The following is a 16,199-nucleotide window of genomic DNA, read 5'->3' on the forward strand; positions in this document are numbered from 1 at the left end:
GCTCACGGGCAGCTTGCGGGCGACTCACGGGCAGCTCAGGGGCTCCCCCCGGCACCGCGCGGGCAGTGCCGGGGGGAGCCCGGGGCACGTATCAGCGGATTCCCTCGTAGCCCCCCATGGAGCGGCTGGTCATCCGGTACCGTGAATTCCCTTGGGGGGCCAAGTGGTCGGATGGTGAAGACGCGCTGCCGGACGTGACCGTCCCCCTGGCGACCGCACAGGGACAAACGGGGGACGTCCGTTGCCGTACACCGCAGAGATCAGCCGGACCAACCCAGGATGCTTCATCTTCCTCGTGGACCAGTCCGCCTCCATGAGCGACCCCATGGAGAGCGGTGAGACGACACAGCCGCGGGCCGAGGTCGTCTCCAACGCCATCAACCGGCTGCTGACGGAACTGTCGGTCAAGTGCGCCAAGGAAGAGGGCGTACGCGACTACTTCCACGTCGCCGTGATCGGCTACGGCCACAACCGCGTCGGCTCCGCCTACCAGGGCACCCTCGCCGGCCGCGACCTCGTTCCGCTGAGCGAGGTCGCCAACAACCCGGCCCGGGTGGAGAGCCGTACCAAGAAGGTGTCGGACGGCGCCGGGGGTCTGGTCGAGACGTCCGTGCAGTTCCCGGTGTGGATGGACCCGGTCACCAACGGCGGCACGCCCATGACCCGGGCCCTAGGCTACGCGAACACCCTGGTGGGGCACTGGGTGGACATGCACCCCGGCGGATTCCCGCCCATCGTCCTCAACCTCACCGACGGCGAGTCCACCGACGGCGACCCGACCAGCGCCGCCATCGGCCTGGCCTCGCACGCCACCGCCGACGGCCCGGTGCTCCTCTTCAACCTGCACGTCTCCGGCAGCGGCGGCGCCCCCATCACGTTCCCGGACAGCGAGGAAGCGCTGCCGGACACGTACGCGAAGCTGCTGTTCCAGATGTCCAGCGTCCTGCCCAGCCACATGCGTTCGTACGCCGCCTCCCAGGGCCACCGCGTCAGCGAGTCGACCCGGGGCTTCGTCTACAACGCCGACATCGTCTCCATCGTGGAGTTCCTCGACATCGGTACCCGTGCGACGGAGCTGCGCTGACCATGGGGGACATCCCGGCGCTGCCGCGGGCGCAGTGGTTGTGGACGCAGAAGTCGGGCAGCAGCGAGCAGGAGTGCGAGGACGCCGCGTACTCCTGGCAGTCCGACGAGGCGGGCGTCGACAGCGCCGGACGGGCCGTCGCGTCGCTGTACGCCGCTGTGTCCGACGGAGCCTCGGAGAGCCTGCTCGCCCGTGACTGGGCCACGCTCCTCGTCGCCGACGCCGTCGAGTCCATGCGGCTCGCCGGTGACTGGTGGGAGGAACTCGCCACGTTCGTCCGGGACTTGATGGAACGCTCCGCACTGCACTGGGACGCCTTCCTCACCCGCTACCAGGCCGAACGAGCCGCCCAGGGCAGACCCATCACCTGGTACGAGCAACCCGGCCTGGAAAAAGGGGCGTTCGCCACGGTGCTGGGGGCCGAGATCCGGGCCACCGTCCTGGAGGACGGCACGACCCGCTGGTTCTGGTACGCCTTCGCCCTCGGCGACAGCTGTCTGTTCCAGCTGCGCGACGGGCGCCTCCTCGACTCCTTTCCGCTGTGCGCGGTCGAGGAGTTCGGGATCACGCCCCAGCTGCTGGGCAGCCGCAACCACGATGTGCGGCTGGTCGCGGAGCGGATGCGGGTGGCTCACGGGGAGTTGCTGCCGGGCGACGAACTCCTGCTCACCACCGATGCGTTGGCGGCCTGGATGTTGTCCCGGAAGGCAGGGGGCGAGGCTGAACAGGCCTCGGCTCTCCCGGCCTTCGCCGCCTTCGACCAGCAGGACTTCGCCGATTGGGTGGACGACCAGCGGGCGCGCGCCCGGATGCGCAACGACGATGTGACCCTCGTCCGAGCGAGAGTGTGACGGTCATCCGTATACCCGTATGACGGTGGGGCGTTCTTCCGGACGGTGGCGAGAGGGGAGGCACGAATGGCGGTGTCCCGCGACGGTCGCCCCGGTCACGGCCCCGGTTCCGGTCATGGTCCCGGTGCCGGATCGGCCAGGAAGTTCCCGACGGGAGCGAACTACGCGGAGGCGTTGCAGCACCCCGAACTCTGCTTCAGCGACCCGGACCTGAAGCACGGCACGGTTCAACAGAGCCCGGTGCTGGGCCCGAAGCCGATCTCCGGGAACTTCGCCAGCGTCTTCTCCGTCACGGCGACGAACGGGCAGCGGTACGCGCTGAAGTGCTTCACCCGGGACAGCGCGACGCTCGGCAAGCGCTACTCCGCCATCAGTACGGCGCTCGGCGGACTCGGCGGTCCCGGCGCGGGCGGTCTGTCCCAGCCGTGGCCGGTGGGGTTCGACTTCCTGGAGCAGGGCGTTCTGGTCGGCCGGGAGTGGTACCCGGCGGTCAAGATGACCTGGGTCCAGGGCACCGGCCTCATCAACTGGATCGAAGGCAACCTGCACGACCCGGCCGCCCTGCACTCCCTCGCCGACCGGTTCCTGGCCATGACCGCCGACCTGGAGAAAAACGGCATCGCCCACGGCGACCTCCAGCACGGCAACCTCCTCGTCGCCGCCGACGCGACCTTCCGCCTCGTCGACTACGACGGCATGTACGTCCCCGCCCTGCGCGGCGAGCAGGCGACCGAGAACGGCCACCGCAACTACCAGTCCCCCTCCCGTACGGCCGCGGACTTCGGCCCCGCCATGGACCGCTTCTCCGCCTGGACCATCGAACTGGCCCTGCTCGCCGTCGCCACGGACCCCGGCCTGTGGACCCAACTCCACGACAGACAGGGCGAGTTCCTCATCCTCTCCGAGATGGACTTCAAGGAACCGGCGACCTCACTGGCCTGGCCGGTCCTGCTGAGCCACCCCGACCGGCGCGTACGGGACGTGGCCGGCCGGGTCAAGGGCTTCCTCGGCAGGCCGACGTCCGCCCTGCCGCCCCTGACCGCCGACGCCGTGCGGCTCCCGGCGCAACGGAGGGCCCCAGCCCCAGCCTCGGCATCGGGTGCGGGGGGCTACGGGGCCGGGGGCGGCCTGGGCGGCAGCCGGCCCACGGTCACGTCCTGGACGCCGGCCGCCTCCGGGGCATCCGCGTCCGGGGTGCCGGCCTGGATGGCGGGACGCATAGCCGCGTCCACCGCTGCCCCGGGTGTCACGCAGAGCCCGGTTCAGCAGCCCGCCGGTGGGCGCGCCGGGCTCTCCGGCTTCGGCGGGCGCAGCGCCGGTGACCTGGCCGCGGCTCTCGGCGCGCTGCTCAGTACGTCGGTGCCGGGTGCGTTGGTCCTCGCCGCGGCCCAGCCGGTGGACGTCCTGCCGGCCGCACAGGGCGTAGCCCTGCTCACCTCCGCGGCCCTGGTCGGGTTCGGCCGACGCCGGCGCCCCGAGTACCGGGCGGCGCGGAAGCGGGTACGCGAGCTCAAACGGCGCTCGCGCGAGCTGGCCGACCCGGCGAGCCTCCATCAGCGCCTGGAGAAGGAGATCCGCGTCCTCGACGACGCCATCGCCAAGGACAACACGGCCTCCGACCAGCGTGTCCAGGCCCTCCAGCTCGAACTGCGCGACGGCCAGGCCCGTATCACCATGGACCTGAACCGGCGTACGGACCAGGCCCAGCAGCAACTGGCGGGGCTGGCGGCGAAGGAGCGGCGCCGGGTCGACAAGGCGCTGGAGCCCGCGATCAGGGCGCACATCCAGGACAAGCTGCGCAGGACGTCGATCCAGGACGCACGGTCGCTCAGCAACATGGGCAACAAGATGGTGCAGGCACTCCAGGACGCGGGGATCCGCACCGCGGCGGACTTCATCGGCGTGGACTTCTCGCACAACCCGTCCGTCGTGTACCTGGTGCGTCCCGGCGGCCAGCGGATACGGGTGCCCGGCATCGGCGAGGCCCGGGCCACCGCCCTGAGTGACTGGCGGCAGGGCCTGGAACACCGGGCCAGGGCGTCCGCGCCCACCACGGTGCCGCCGGCGGCGAAGGCCCAGATCAAGGCGGACATCGCCGCACTCCGGCGGACCCACAAGGCGGAGATCAAGCAGGCGGAGGCCGAGGCACTGCAGAAGAAGGCCGCCCTTCAGCAGCGCATCACCGACGAACGCGGGCGCCTCACCGGCCAACGCCAGCAGCGAGCGATGGACACGCAGCGCAGGCGTGCCGAACTCCTCCAGCAGCAGAAGCAGTTGGCGGGGGCGGAGGCGGAGCGGGGGAGGGTGGAGGCGGAACTGGGGGTTGTGCGAGGGGAGGCTCGGGGGGCGCTGGGAGTGGGCAGGTACGTACGGTTCCTGGTGACGGGACGGTGAGGCGGCATCCGTCCCCGGCCGTTCCTTTTTCCCACCCGCCCGTTCGCCGTCTGTGTCTAGCGCGGGCTCAGGCACTCCCAGCCCGTCCGGGGGCGCAGCTCCCAGGGATGGGACGGGTAGGGGCGGCGGGGGGCGAAGAACGAAGGTCGGTCACCGGGCCCCCTTGCCTGACGATGCGTCAGCCATGACGATGGCCCTCGCGGTCCGTATTGACGGACCGTCAGATTCTTGTCAGGGAAAGGGAAAGGGACCCGCGCCCATGACCTACGGCATGCAACTCCCCATCCAGTCCCAGTCCACCCTCTACACCGAACCCTGGGAAACCTCGGCCACCCCCGCCGACCTCCTCGACATCGCCCGCACAGCCGACCGCGCCGGCTTCGCCTACCTGGCAAGCTGCGACCACGTCGCCATCCCACGCCGCCTCGCCCCCGCGATGAGCACCGTCTGGTACGACCCCGTCGCCACCCTCGCCCACCTCGCAGCCGTCACCGAACACGTCCAACTCCTCAGCCACGTAGCCGTCGTGGGCCTCCGCCACCCCCTCCTCACCGCCAAGCAGTACGCCACCCTCGACCACCTCTCCGGCGGGCGCCTGATCCTCGGGGTCGGGGCGGGCCACGTACAGGAGGAGTTCGAGGCGCTGGGGGCCGACTTCGAGCGCCGGGGTGCCGTGCTCGACGAGACGATCGACGCGTTGCGCGCCGCCCTCGGCCCGGACGAGTTCCCGGAGCACCACGGCAAGTTGTACGACTTCGAGGGCCTTGGTCAGCGTCCACGGCCCGCGCAGGAACGCGTACCGCTCTGGGTCGGCGGGTCGTCCCCCGTCGCCGTACGCCGGGCCGCGCTCAAGGGCGACGGCTGGCTGCCACAGGGTGACCCGCGCGACCGCCTCCCGGACCAGATCGCACGCATCCGGCGGCTGCGCGAAGAGGCCGCCGTCCAGGGTCCGTTCACCGTCGGAGCCATCACCGAGCCGCTGTACGTCGGCAAGCCCGGGTGGGACGTCGGGCGGCGGACGATCAGCGGGGCACCGGAGGCCCTCGCCGAGTCGCTACGAGCGTACGGAGCGATGGGGGTGGACCAGATCCAGGTGCGTTTCCGAAGCCGGAGTCTCACTGAACTCACCGACCAGATACGGCAGTTCGGGGAGGATGTGGGCCCGCTGCTGTAGAACGGGAGGGAGGGGAACCTGTCTGACAGCCTGACCGGCTCTCTTTGAATCTTTGAACATGTCCACGCTGGGGTGCGTACGTATGAACGTACGGGCGTCATGGTTCCGGCGGAAGGACATGCACGGTGCGCACCTCCCGGCTCGTCGACCCCTCCTCACGCACCTCCTCACCCTCACCGGCGTCCTCGCCCGCGTCCTCGCCCAGGCTGTCCGTCGCGCTCGCCTGCGCCGAGGGCGAGTGGCCGCACGAGGGGTGGCCCGAGCCCGACGACCCGTACGTGGAGCGGGCGTTGCGCCTGGACCCGCCCTACCGGGAACTGCGGGAGCAAGGCGCCGTGGACGTCGTCGTCCTGCGCTGCGAGGAGCCGGCGACCGCGTTTCCGGTGCTGCTGAAGGCCATGGGGGCCGTGAGTGTGCCGGTGATCGTCGTCAGTCCCCGGCGGGACACGGAGACCGTGGTGGAGGTGTTCCGGGGCGGGGCCGGCTATCTCGTCGAGGGTGACTACTGCACCTGCATGCTGGCCTCGGCGGTCATGGCGGCCACCGTCGGGCACACCTACCTTTCGCCGATCGCGTGCGCCGCCCTCCGGGAGGGGGCCCAGCGGGTGTCCCGGGAGGGGGCGGGCGGCGTGTCCGTCGCCGGGGTGGCGATGGAGCGGCTGCGGAGTCTGCTCTCGCCGCGCGAGCGGCAGATCATGGAGCTGCTGTCGACGGGCCTCGGCGCCCAGGAGATCGGGCTGCGGCTGACGCTGAGCGAGAAGACCGTCCGCAACAACCTCAGCAACATCTACGCCAAGCTGGACGCCAGGGGGAGTACGGACGCGGTGCTGAGATGGCTGGGGGCGACTCCGGCTGTTCGCACCTGAGAACAACCGGTGTCGCCCTGTTCGCTGCATTCCGTCCCGGATAACCGGATAACCGGAGACCGCTACGGCGCCGGAATCTCCGAAACGGGGATATCCACGTCCGTGACGTTCTCGCCGCCCTCGCCGAATCCGGGCTCCGCCCTGCTGCTGTTCTCCGCGTTCTGGAGGCCGTTGGCCTGGGGGGTTCCGCACTCGACGTTGCGCAGCCAGAGGCGTCCGTCGGGTGTGCCGTTCTTCAGGAGTTGCGGATAGAAGACGTGCACGCTCGTGCCGCCCTCGCTCGGTGAGAAGAACACCTTCTGGCCGTCCTGCTCGTCCTTGTACGTGGCCCTGAGGAATCCGCTCACGTCGGTCCGCTTCTCCGACCACATGAAGAACCCGATGTGGTTGGCTTTCACGGTGTCGGTCCGGGAGAAGTCGAATCCGGTACCGGTGTCGTCACGCTTGAGGTCGATCTCCGTCGTGTTGAACTTGGCGCCGATCTCGAAGAACGAGTTTCCCAGCTTCGAGTCGGCGGAAGCGGTGAAACCGTCCTCCAGCGTGATGGACCTCGTCACCGACGCGGACACACTGAAGCTCTTCGACAGGGCACTGGTGGAACCACAGTTGTCGGTAATGGTGGAAACGCGCTTGTTGGGCCCGAGGTTGTCCCTCTTGAACTGGACGTCGACGAACTCACAGTTGTCGAGCCTGGCGGAGTTCTCCGCACAGTCCTTGGTCACCTCGGAGGGGGTGGCGGCACCCGCCTGGTTCATCAGCGGAACGGCCACCGCGATGGCCACCACCGGAGCCATGGCGATGACAATGCGCTTCTTCTTGCTCCGGTGACTGCCCTTGCGGCTGGTGCGGGTCATCGTGCGTCTCCTTGCGGGGAATGGCGGAGTTGAGGGCATTTGGCCAGGTGGGACGAGTGGGGGAGGGAAGCGGGACATGGGGGGTGCCGTCAGCAGTCGGTCAGGACGGGCTTGACGACCCCGTCCGCGATGCCGGCGGCTCCGGCGGCGCCCGGCAGGACAGCGGGTCCCTCGACGAGTTCCGACGCGACGAAGTTCTTCTCCGGCGAGGGGTTCACGGCGAAGCTCCCGGGGTTGGCGTCGATCCGCACCCGCCATTCGCCCGTCATGCGCTGCATTTTCGGCGTGAACTCCATGTGCAGGACCTTGCCGACCGGAACCTCGCGGTTCTCCGTGTCGCCGGCGGTCACGGACTTGACGGTCATGTCGCTGGTCCCCTTGTGCTTGAGCCATGACCCGCTGAGAAAGCCGAAGAGCCCGCCGCCGGCGCCCTGTTGGGTCGCGGTGTACTTGCCCGAACCCTGGGCCACGGTCGCTTTCCAGGTGATCGAGACCTTCGCCGGCTCGGTGGCGTTCGGTTCGCAGTTCGGGAAGTCGATCGAGGCCTTCTCCGTGGGGCCGTCGAACGACTCGAAATTCGTCTCGACGTAGTTGCAGTTGTCGGACTCGAAACTCGGTCCGGCGATCGGGTGTCCGCCGAAGTCGAAGATGTCCTGCTGTTTACCGTTGAGTACCTTGGCCCTCTCGCACAACGTGATGATCTGCTCCGGTGTCTTCTCCTCGGCCGCGTTCGCCGACGGAAGGAGGGCGATGATCGCGCCACCGGTCGCGAGCGCCGATCCGACCGCCACGAGCCGGACCTTCTTGTTCTTCAGACGCCTCTTGGCCATGCCGCTCCGTCCCTGGTGTTCCTCTGGTGTTCCTTGGTGACCGCTTTGCCTGTTCGTGAATAATTATTGGTGTCACCTGTGGGTTCGCGACAGGGTCAAATATCCCTACTCCTCGGTTACTTGGGGTGTGCTCTCGCACACACAGCACACTCGATCGCCGCCTCTGACGCATCGTCAGATCCGGCGGTACGATGCTGGCCTCCACCGATCCGAACGATGTGAACGCTGCGAAGGGGTTCCGCATGGGCAAGCTCGACGGACGGGTCGTACTCGTCACCGGCGCGGCGCGTGGCCAGGGTGAGCAGGAGGCCCGGCTCTTCGTGGCGGAGGGTGCGCGGGTGGTCGTGGCGGATGTGCTCGACGACCAGGGGGAGTCCCTGGCAAAGGAGTTGGGCGCCCTGTATGTCCATCTCGACGTACGCGAGGAGGCGGGCTGGCAGGCCGCCGTCGCCGCCGCCGAGAAGGCGTACGGCCGGGTCGACGGGCTGGTCAACAATGCCGGCATCCTCCGCTTCAACACCCTTCTCGACACGCCCCTCGACGAGTTCATGCAGGTCGTGCAGGTCAACCAGGTCGGCTGCTTCCTCGGGATCAGGACGGTCGCGCCGCGCATCGCCGCCGCGGGCGGCGGGACGATCGTCAACACCGCCTCGTACACCGGGGTGACCGGGATGGCGGCGGTCGGGGCGTACGCGGCGAGCAAGCACGCCATCGTCGGGCTCACCCGGGTCGCCGCGCTGGAACTGGCGCGGCGGAGGATCCGCGTCAACGCGATGTGCCCGGGCGCGATCGACACCGCGATGTCCAACCCGGCCGTACTCGACCCGGACGCGGACGCCGAGGGCGCCTCGCAGGGGCTGGACAAGCTGTACCGCAAGCTCGTGCCGCTGGGGCGGATCGGGCGGCCGGACGAGGTGGCGCGGCTCGCGCTGTTCCTCACCTCGGAGGACTCCTCGTACATCACCGGGCAGCCGTTCGTGATCGACGGGGGCTGGCTCGCGGGCGTCTCCGTCGTCTGACCGACCCGACCGTATCTGACTGACCGTCAGCTATTGACGGTCCCGGGGGCCGGTGGAACAGTCGACCCAACAAATCTGACGCTGCGTCAGAAACATCGGGAACGTCGGGAACGGTTACTGGGGACGGTGAACCTCCTTGGAATTCGGGCTCTTTGTACAGGGATACGTGGGCAAGCGGGCCGAGACCGATCCGCTCGCGGAGCACAAGGCGCTGATGGAGGAGACCGAGTACGTCATTCAGGCGGACAAGTCGAACTTCAAGTACGCCTGGGTGTCCGAGCACCACTTCCTGGAGGAGTACTCGCACATCTCGGCCAGTGACGTCTACCTCGGCTACCTCGCCCACGCCACCGAGCGCATCCACCTCGGCTCCGGCATCTTCAACCCGCTCGCCCCGGTCAACCACCCGGTGAAGGTGGCCGAGAAGGTCGCCATGCTCGACCATCTCACCGGCAACCGCTTCGAGTTCGGCTCCGGCCGGGGCGCCGGCTCGCACGAGATCCTCGGCTTCATGTCCGGCATCACCGACATGAACCACACGAAGGAGCTCTGGGAGGAGACGATCGCCGAGTTCCCGAAGATGTGGATGCAGGACGAGTACGTCGGCTTCCAGGGCAAACACTGGTCGCTGCCGCCGCGCAAGATCCTGCCCAAGCCGTACGGGCCCTCGCACCCCGCGATGTGGTACGCCGCCGGCTCGCCGCCCTCGTACGCCATGGCCGCCCGCAAGGGGCTCGGGGTGCTCGGCTTCAGCGTGCAGCGGGTCTCCGACATGGAGTGGGTGCTGGAGCAGTACAAGACGGCGATCGTGGACGCCGAGCCGGTCGGGGACTACGTCAACGACAACGTGATGGTGACGTCGACGGCGATCTGCGCGCCCACGCACGCCGAGGCGGTGCGCATCGCGGCGGGGGGCGGGCTGCACTATCTGCAGTCGCTGCTCTTCCGGTACCACGACACGTTCCCTCGTCCCGAGGGGTTCCCTGTCTGGCCGGAGACGTTGCTCGAGTTCAACGAGGAGATCATCGAACTGCTCATCGCCGAGGAGCTGTTGATCTGCGGGGATCCGGACGAGGTGCTGACGCAGTGCAAGCGGTGGGAGCAGGCGGGGGCGGACCAGCTGAGCTTTGGGATGCCCATCGGGATCTCCAAGGAGGACACGTTGCAGACCATTCGGTTGGTCGGGGAGCACGTGATTCCGAAGATCGACACTGATCCTGTGCATCGGACTTCGCGGTTCCGAGGGGTGGCTTGAGGGTCTCGTCGGCGGGTGCGGGTGTGTGGGGGTTGTTCGCGCAGTTCCCCGCGCCCCTTAGGTAGGAGTGAGGTGCCGTCTTGCTTGATCATCTGGTCAGAGGGGTTACCGTCGTTGACGGGACCGGTCGCCCTGCCTACGTCGCCGACGTGGGGCTGCGTGACGGGCGTATCGCCGTCATCGGAGAAGTGGACGAGGAGGCCCGGACGACGGAAGACGCGTCGGGGCTGGTTCTCGCGCCCGGGTTCGTCGATCCGCACACGCACTACGACGCCCAGCTCTTCTGGGACCCGTATGCCACGCCGTCCCTCAACCACGGAGTCACGACGGTCGCCGCCGGCAACTGCGGTTTCACGCTGGCCCCGTTGAACCCGGAGCGGCCGGACGACGCCGACTACACGCGGCGGATGATGTCCAAGGTCGAGGGGATGTCGCTGGTCGCGCTGGAGGAGGGGGCGCCCTGGAACTGGAGCGGCTTCGGGGAGTACCTGGACGCGCTGGAAGGGCGGATCGCGGTCAACGCCGGTTTCATGGTGGGCCATTGCGCGCTGCGGCGGTACGTCATGGGGCCGGACGCGGTGGGCGGACAGCCGACCGAGGCCCAACTCGCCGACATGCTGCGGCTGCTCCACGAGGCCATGGACGCCGGAGCCTGGGGATTCTCCACCACACAGTCGTCCTCGCACTCCGACGGGGACGGCGAACCGGTGGCGTCCCGGCACGCGCTGCCCGCCGAACTCCTCGCCCTGTCCCAGGCGGTAGGCGAGCACGAGGGCACCCAGATCGAGGCGATCGTCGCGGGCTGCCTCGATCAGTTCAGCGACGCCGAGATCGATCTGTTCGTCGAGATGAGCGCGGTGGCCGGGCGCCCGCTGAACTGGAACGTGCTCACCATCGACGCGTCGGTACCGGCCCGCGTACCCCGCCAGCTGGAGGCAAGTGAGCGTGCCCGCAAGGCGGGTGGCCGGGTCGTGGCCCTCACCATGCCCATCCTCACGCCGATGAACATGTCCCTCGGCACCTTCTGCGCCCTGAACCTGATCCCCGGGTGGGGACCGGTGCTCGGCCTGCCGATCGCCGAGCGCATCGCCAAGCTCGGAGACCCGGCGGTACGGGCCGAGTTGGTCCGCCGGGGGCAGAGCGAGGAGGCCGGTGTCTTCCGGCGGCTGACGGACTTCGGCCGGTATGTCATCGGCGACACGTACAGCGCGGCGAACGAGGGCCTGACCGGGAGGGTGGTGGAGGACATCGCCGCCGAACGCGGCCTCGACCCCTTCAGCTGCCTCGTCGGGATCTGCGTGGCCGACGACCTGCGTACGGTCCTGTGGCCCATGCCCACCGACAACGACCCGGCGTCCTGGGCGCTGCGCGCCGAGACCTGGCGGCACGAGGACGTGCTGCTCGGCGGGTCCGACGCGGGTGCGCACCTGGACCGGATGTGCGGGGCCCCGTACACGACCCGTTTCCTCGGCGACTGTCTGCGCGGCCGGAAACTCGTGCCGCTGGAGCGGGCGGTGCAGATGCTGACCGACGACCCGGCGCGGCTGTTCGGCCTCCGGGAGAGGGGTCGTGTCCAGGAGGGGTTCCATGCGGACCTGGTCCTCTTCGACCCGGAGCGCATCGCCGCCGGCAAGGCCACCCTGGTGCACGACCTGCCGGGTGACAGCCCGCGTCTCGACTCGAAGGCGATCGGCGTAACAGCCGTATGGGTCAACGGAGTGGAGACGATCAGGGACGACACGGTAACCGGTGCGGTGCCGGGCAGGGTGCTCCGCTCGGGCCGGGACACGGCGACGGTGAGCACCAAGTGAGCGACGGACAGCGGCTGTTCGTCGGCGGTTCGTGGGTGGAGCCGGCCGACGGGCACTACGAGGTGATCGACCCGGCGACGGAGGAAGTCGTCGGGTGGGCGCCGGAGGCCTCGCGGGATCAGGCGCACGCCGCCGCCGCGGCGGCCCGCGAGGCCTTCGGACCGTGGTCGCGCACCTCACCGGAGGAACGGGCCGCCGTCCTGGCCCGCGCCGCGGACATCATCCAGAGCCACCTGGTGCCGTACGCCGCCCTCGCCCAGGCGGAGACCGGCGCCACGACGGGGACGGCGCGCGGGATGCAGGTGGGCGTGGGAGCTGCCCGTTTCCGCCGGTACGCGAAGGTGGAACCGGCCGAGTGGGCGATCGAGCCGCAGGTCAACGAGGGGGGCCCGTTCGGGAAGGCCGCGGTGATGGGCGCGCTGGCCATCCGTCAGCCGGTGGGCGTGGTCGCCTGCATCACCTCGTACAACAACCCGTGGGCCAACCCGGCCGGCAAGATCGCGCCCGCCCTGGCGATGGGCAACACGGTGGTGGTGAAGCCCGCCCCCCAGGACCCGCTGTCGGTGTACCGGATGGCGGAGGCGCTGGAGGCGGCGGGCGCGCCGCCGGGTGCCGTCAACGTGGTCAGCGGGACGCGGTCCGAGGTGGGGGAGGCGGTCGTCGACTCCCCGGACGTCGACATGGTCAGCTTCACCGGCTCGACGGCCGTCGGGCAGCGGATCGCCGAGGTGTGCGGCCGTGGCATGAAACGCCAGTTGATGGAGCTGGGCGGAAAGGGCGCGGCACTCGTCTTCGACGACGCGGACGTCCGCTCGGCGGTCGCGGGCATCGGCACGACGTTCTCCTTCTACAGCGGTCAGATCTGCACGGCGCCGACCCGGGTGCTGGCGCAGCGGGGTGTGTACGGGCGAGTGGTGGACCAACTCGCCGCCTACGCGGGCCACTTGAAGGTGGGTGACCCGCGCGCTGAGGGCACGGTGGTCGGGCCGGTGATCTCGGGGGCGCACCGGGACCGGGTCGAGGCGTACGTCGAACTCGGCCGGAAGGAGGGTGCGGTGGTGGTCACCGGGGGCGAACGGCCGCCGTACGACCGGGGATTCTATGTCGCCCCGACCCTGCTGGCCGACTGCACGAACGACATGCGGGTGGCCCGGGAGGAGATCTTCGGGCCGGTGGTGACCGTCATCCCCTTCGACGACGAGGAGGAGGGCGTCGCGCTGGCCAACGACAGCGAGTACGGCCTCATCGACTACGTCTGGTCGGGGGACGTGGCCCGCGCGTTCCGGGTCGCGCGCCGACTTCGGGCGGGCGGCGTGGGCGTGAACACCGTCGGGCGGAACATGGAGGCACCGTTCGGCGGGTTCAAGCGGAGCGGAGTGGGGCGCGATGTGGGGTCGTACGCGCTGCACGCGTACGGAGAGGTGCAGGCGGTCGTCTGGGCGGGCTGAGCGCGGGGACGGCCGACGGCCGTGGGTCCGAACCCCCGCCGAGGGACGGTCGCGACCAGCCCTCACCCCTCACCCCTCGCCCGCCCGTAGGTCGCTCACCACGCTTCGCGCGGGGTCGCCTAACAGCCTCCGAGGTAGAACCGGATCGCCGTACCCTCGGCGCCGGTGTGGATGCGGACGAGGTCCGCGACGGTGTGCACCAGGAGCAGGCCGCGTCCGCCTCGCTGGTCCCGGGCGGCGGGGCGGCGGCCGGCGAGCGGGTCGTTCAGCTGCCCGCGGTCGCGGACCTCGCACACCACCTGCGAGTCCCCGGCCCAGATCCGCAGGCTGCCAAAGCCGCCGCCGTGCACCACGCTGTTGGTGGTCAGCTCGGCCACCGCCAGCGCGAGATCGTCCAGGCGTACGCCCGACAGGCCCAGCTCGGCGCCCCGCGCGACGGCGAAACGCCTGACGACCGGCAGCTCGTCGACGCCGAAGTGCTGGGGCTCGGCCGTCGCGGGAGCCTCCGGGAGCGGCCGATTGTACCGGTCGACGATCTGTCCGGGCGCGAAGGACGGGCTGGTGCTCCGACTGCCGCCGGAGATGGTCACCGGGTGGGTGGCGTACGCGTCGGTGAGCACGTCCTCGTCGAGGCGCTCGGCGTCGTACGGGCACAGGATGGTCAGGTCCCGGCCCTCGAAGGCCGGGTTGATCAGCGCCTCGTGCTGCACACACGCCGGGTACTCGACGCTGCTGCGGCCTGCCCAGATCGGCTCCCCGATGATCCGCACATGCGTCTGCGTATGGGCGTCGGCGAAGGCGCGCAGCACCCTCGGGATGATCCGCCCCGGGTTGCGGCCCGCGTCGGTCATGTCGAGGAAGTGCACGGACGCGGCATCCCCGCCCAGGCTGTCCCTGAGCAGGGTCAGGTTCGGGCCGGGCACGGCGACCGCCACCGGATGCCCGACTTTCAGCCCTTCACGGATGAAGGGCACCGTGCCGTCCAGGTACTCCTCCTCGCCCCGGTAGAACAGGGCGGGATGCACGAACGGCTCGTCGGTCGACCCTTCGGTCGGCCCAGCGGTCTTCGTGGCCGTCATCGTGCCACCACCTCGATCACGGACAAATCAGGCCAGAACATTTCGAGCAACCGTGGCAGAGTGACAGGCGGCCGTTCGATCACGATGCGCCGCTCGGCCGGAAGGTCCTGAGCGGCCACCGCCAGGGCCGAGGCACCGGCGACATCGACGAACGTCACGGCGGACATCTCCAGATGGCACACGATCTCTTCACCTAGGGTCATACGAAGGGTCAGCCGCTCCAGCGTCTGCTCCCAGGCCGGGCGCGTGGCCGAAGTGATCTCGCCGACCGCCCGCCACCCCGCGCGGTCCGGCAGCGGGCGTAGCCGCAGCGCGTTCCCCGACGGAGCAGCCACCGACGTAGAGGCATTCGCCCGTCGCAAACTGTCCACGCCTCACTCCTGTGTGCCGGTTGCACCCCAGTATCCCTCGGTCGCGCGGTCGGCGGAGGAGAGGCGCTGATACGGCACCGCCGACACGACCGGTCACGACCGGCACGATGTTGCCACCTCCCTCTGCCCCCGCATGGTCGCATTCATGCATGATTCAGCGCACAGGGAGCGCGTGCGCAGCGCCCGCTCCCCGCTGCGGCCGAGTCGCCGGCGGTCACAAAAAGACCCCGTATCTCCACGCCGGTTCCGGAATATGCCCTCCCGGACGGGGAAGGCGCGACAGCACAACGGCCGCGGCCCACGTCAGAGTCGCGTGCAGCGTGGCGCGAACACCCGACGGCACATCTGGATCCCAGACCCGAGGTGAGTACATGTCTGTCGCCCCCGCTTCTCCCCTGCCGTCGCCGGGCGCCAACGGGCCGCTGACCATCCGCACCGAGATGTGGGGCAATGCCGCGGTCCTGTCACCGAGCGGGGAGATCGTTCACGGCTGCACCACGATGCTCGACCCCGTTCTGAGCAAGCTCCCCGACACCACGGACGGGCTGATCCTGGACATGACGGAGGTCACCTTCATGGACTCGGCCGGGCTGCAGTTCCTGGAGCGCCTGGAGGACTTCAGAGCTGTCTCCGGCATCCCCTTATGGTCGGTCAACTGGAACGGGCAGCCCCGCCGCGTCCTGGAGATCACGGGCCTGGCGGTGCCCGCCACCGCGTCCGACCCCGGCGACTCCACCGCGTGGCTGCCGCCGGACGTCCGCCAGTTGCTCACCCTCCTCCGCTCCGACCAGGGACTCTCCGCGGTGGCCGCGGAACGCGCGGAACAGGTGCGGCGACTCCAGGCCAAGGTCGAGCAGTTGCAGCAGGCCATCGAGTCCCGCCCGGTCATCGACCAGGCCCGCGGGATCCTGATGGCCGTCGAGGCGTGCACCGCCGAACAGGCCTGGGAGGCCCTGCGAGACGCCTCCCAGCACACGAACACCAAACTCCGCGACGTCGCCGAGGCGATCGTCACGGTGAGCACGGGCGGCCCACCTCCCCCGGAACCCGTACGGACGGCGCTACGGAATGCGGTGCGGCGCCAGCACGCGCGCGATCAGGCGCCCTGACGGTTGTCGCGCGGAGGCGCACGGGGTCATCCGAGCGAGTCCCCGGCCCGCTCT

Annotated in this window: 14 protein-coding genes; 10 read left to right on the forward strand and 4 right to left on the reverse strand. The window is 69.7% G+C overall.

Annotated features, from left to right (window positions below):
- Positions 1-241: 241 nt before the first annotated feature.
- From IEY89_RS01620 to IEY89_RS01640, 5 genes are all read left to right on the forward strand, one after another.
- Positions 242-1,084 carry a vWA domain-containing protein gene (locus IEY89_RS01620; protein ID WP_189145376.1) on the forward strand — a complete coding sequence of 281 codons (843 nt, stop codon included), beginning with the start codon at positions 242-244 and terminating at the stop codon, positions 1,082-1,084.
- Between the two features lie 2 nt (positions 1,085-1,086).
- A complete protein-coding gene (locus IEY89_RS01625) occupies positions 1,087-1,935 on the forward strand; it encodes a PP2C family serine/threonine-protein phosphatase (RefSeq protein ID WP_189145377.1) in 849 nt (282 codons plus the stop codon).
- A gap of 66 nt (positions 1,936-2,001) precedes the next feature.
- A complete protein-coding gene (locus IEY89_RS01630; protein WP_189145378.1) occupies positions 2,002-4,329 on the forward strand; it encodes a hypothetical protein in 2,328 nt (775 codons plus the stop codon).
- A 259-nt stretch (positions 4,330-4,588) separates the two neighbouring features.
- Positions 4,589-5,503: an LLM class F420-dependent oxidoreductase gene (locus IEY89_RS01635; RefSeq protein WP_189145379.1), complete on the forward strand. Its 915-nt coding sequence runs from the start codon at positions 4,589-4,591 to the stop codon at positions 5,501-5,503.
- 206 nt (positions 5,504-5,709) lie between these two features.
- Positions 5,710-6,369 (forward strand): helix-turn-helix transcriptional regulator, encoded by a 660-nt coding sequence (locus IEY89_RS01640; RefSeq protein WP_229695029.1) that lies wholly within the window; start codon positions 5,710-5,712, stop codon positions 6,367-6,369.
- Between the two features lie 62 nt (positions 6,370-6,431).
- Here the strand turns inward: IEY89_RS01640 and IEY89_RS01645 are convergent, their stop codons facing one another.
- Positions 6,432-7,223, reverse strand: coding sequence for a hypothetical protein (locus IEY89_RS01645; RefSeq protein WP_189145381.1), 792 nt, complete (start codon positions 7,221-7,223; stop codon positions 6,432-6,434).
- Positions 7,224-7,312: 89 nt separating this feature from the next.
- Entirely contained in the window at positions 7,313-8,053 is a 741-nt protein-coding gene (locus IEY89_RS01650; protein ID WP_189145382.1) for a hypothetical protein, read from the reverse strand.
- Between the two features lie 242 nt (positions 8,054-8,295).
- Between IEY89_RS01650 and IEY89_RS01655 the strand changes: the two genes are divergently transcribed.
- From IEY89_RS01655 to IEY89_RS01670, 4 genes are all read left to right on the forward strand, one after another.
- Entirely contained in the window at positions 8,296-9,072 is a 777-nt protein-coding gene (locus IEY89_RS01655) for an SDR family NAD(P)-dependent oxidoreductase (protein ID WP_189145383.1), read from the forward strand.
- Between the two features lie 136 nt (positions 9,073-9,208).
- Positions 9,209-10,327 (forward strand): LLM class flavin-dependent oxidoreductase, encoded by a 1,119-nt coding sequence (locus IEY89_RS01660; protein ID WP_189145384.1) that lies wholly within the window; start codon positions 9,209-9,211, stop codon positions 10,325-10,327.
- A gap of 80 nt (positions 10,328-10,407) precedes the next feature.
- Positions 10,408-12,138: an N-acyl-D-amino-acid deacylase family protein gene (locus tag IEY89_RS01665; protein ID WP_189145385.1), complete on the forward strand. Its 1,731-nt coding sequence runs from the start codon at positions 10,408-10,410 to the stop codon at positions 12,136-12,138.
- Positions 12,135-13,586, forward strand: coding sequence for an aldehyde dehydrogenase family protein (locus IEY89_RS01670; RefSeq protein WP_189145386.1), 1,452 nt, complete (start codon positions 12,135-12,137; stop codon positions 13,584-13,586). The genes IEY89_RS01665 and IEY89_RS01670 overlap by 4 nt, the downstream gene beginning before the upstream one ends.
- Positions 13,587-13,705: 119 nt before the next feature.
- Here IEY89_RS01670 and IEY89_RS01675 read toward each other — a convergent pair whose 3' ends face one another.
- Complete coding sequence (locus tag IEY89_RS01675) at positions 13,706-14,665, reverse strand: anti-sigma factor RsbA family regulatory protein (RefSeq protein ID WP_189145387.1); 960 nt, start codon at positions 14,663-14,665, stop codon at positions 13,706-13,708.
- Positions 14,662-15,036 carry an STAS domain-containing protein gene (locus tag IEY89_RS01680; protein ID WP_373287169.1) on the reverse strand — a complete coding sequence of 125 codons (375 nt, stop codon included), beginning with the start codon at positions 15,034-15,036 and terminating at the stop codon, positions 14,662-14,664. The genes IEY89_RS01675 and IEY89_RS01680 overlap by 4 nt, the downstream gene beginning before the upstream one ends.
- A gap of 371 nt (positions 15,037-15,407) precedes the next feature.
- Here IEY89_RS01680 and IEY89_RS01685 point away from each other — a divergent pair, with 371 nt between their 5' ends.
- Positions 15,408-16,145 carry an ANTAR domain-containing protein gene (locus tag IEY89_RS01685; protein WP_229694997.1) on the forward strand — a complete coding sequence of 246 codons (738 nt, stop codon included), beginning with the start codon at positions 15,408-15,410 and terminating at the stop codon, positions 16,143-16,145.
- Positions 16,146-16,199: the final 54 nt, after the last annotated feature.

Origin of the sequence: Streptomyces lacrimifluminis, from assembly GCF_014646095.1 — a bacterium.
Taxonomy (GTDB): Bacteria; Actinomycetota; Actinomycetes; order Streptomycetales; family Streptomycetaceae; genus Streptomyces; species Streptomyces lacrimifluminis.

Bases quoted from the DNA above. Each gene is read 5' to 3' on its own strand.
- IEY89_RS01635 (WP_189145379.1), top strand. From the start codon at position 4,589: ATGACCTACGGCATGCAACTCCCCATCCAGTCCCAGTCCACCCTCTAC.
- IEY89_RS01650 (WP_189145382.1), bottom strand. From the start codon at position 8,053: ATGGCCAAGAGGCGTCTGAAGAACAAGAAGGTCCGGCTCGTGGCGGTC.
- IEY89_RS01675 (WP_189145387.1), bottom strand. From the start codon at position 14,665: ATGACGGCCACGAAGACCGCTGGGCCGACCGAAGGGTCGACCGACGAG.
- IEY89_RS01625 (WP_189145377.1), top strand. From the start codon at position 1,087: ATGGGGGACATCCCGGCGCTGCCGCGGGCGCAGTGGTTGTGGACGCAG.
- IEY89_RS01685 (WP_229694997.1), top strand. From the start codon at position 15,408: ATGTCTGTCGCCCCCGCTTCTCCCCTGCCGTCGCCGGGCGCCAACGGG.
- IEY89_RS01645 (WP_189145381.1), bottom strand. From the start codon at position 7,223: ATGACCCGCACCAGCCGCAAGGGCAGTCACCGGAGCAAGAAGAAGCGC.
- IEY89_RS01655 (WP_189145383.1), top strand. From the start codon at position 8,296: ATGGGCAAGCTCGACGGACGGGTCGTACTCGTCACCGGCGCGGCGCGT.
- IEY89_RS01630 (WP_189145378.1), top strand. From the start codon at position 2,002: ATGGCGGTGTCCCGCGACGGTCGCCCCGGTCACGGCCCCGGTTCCGGT.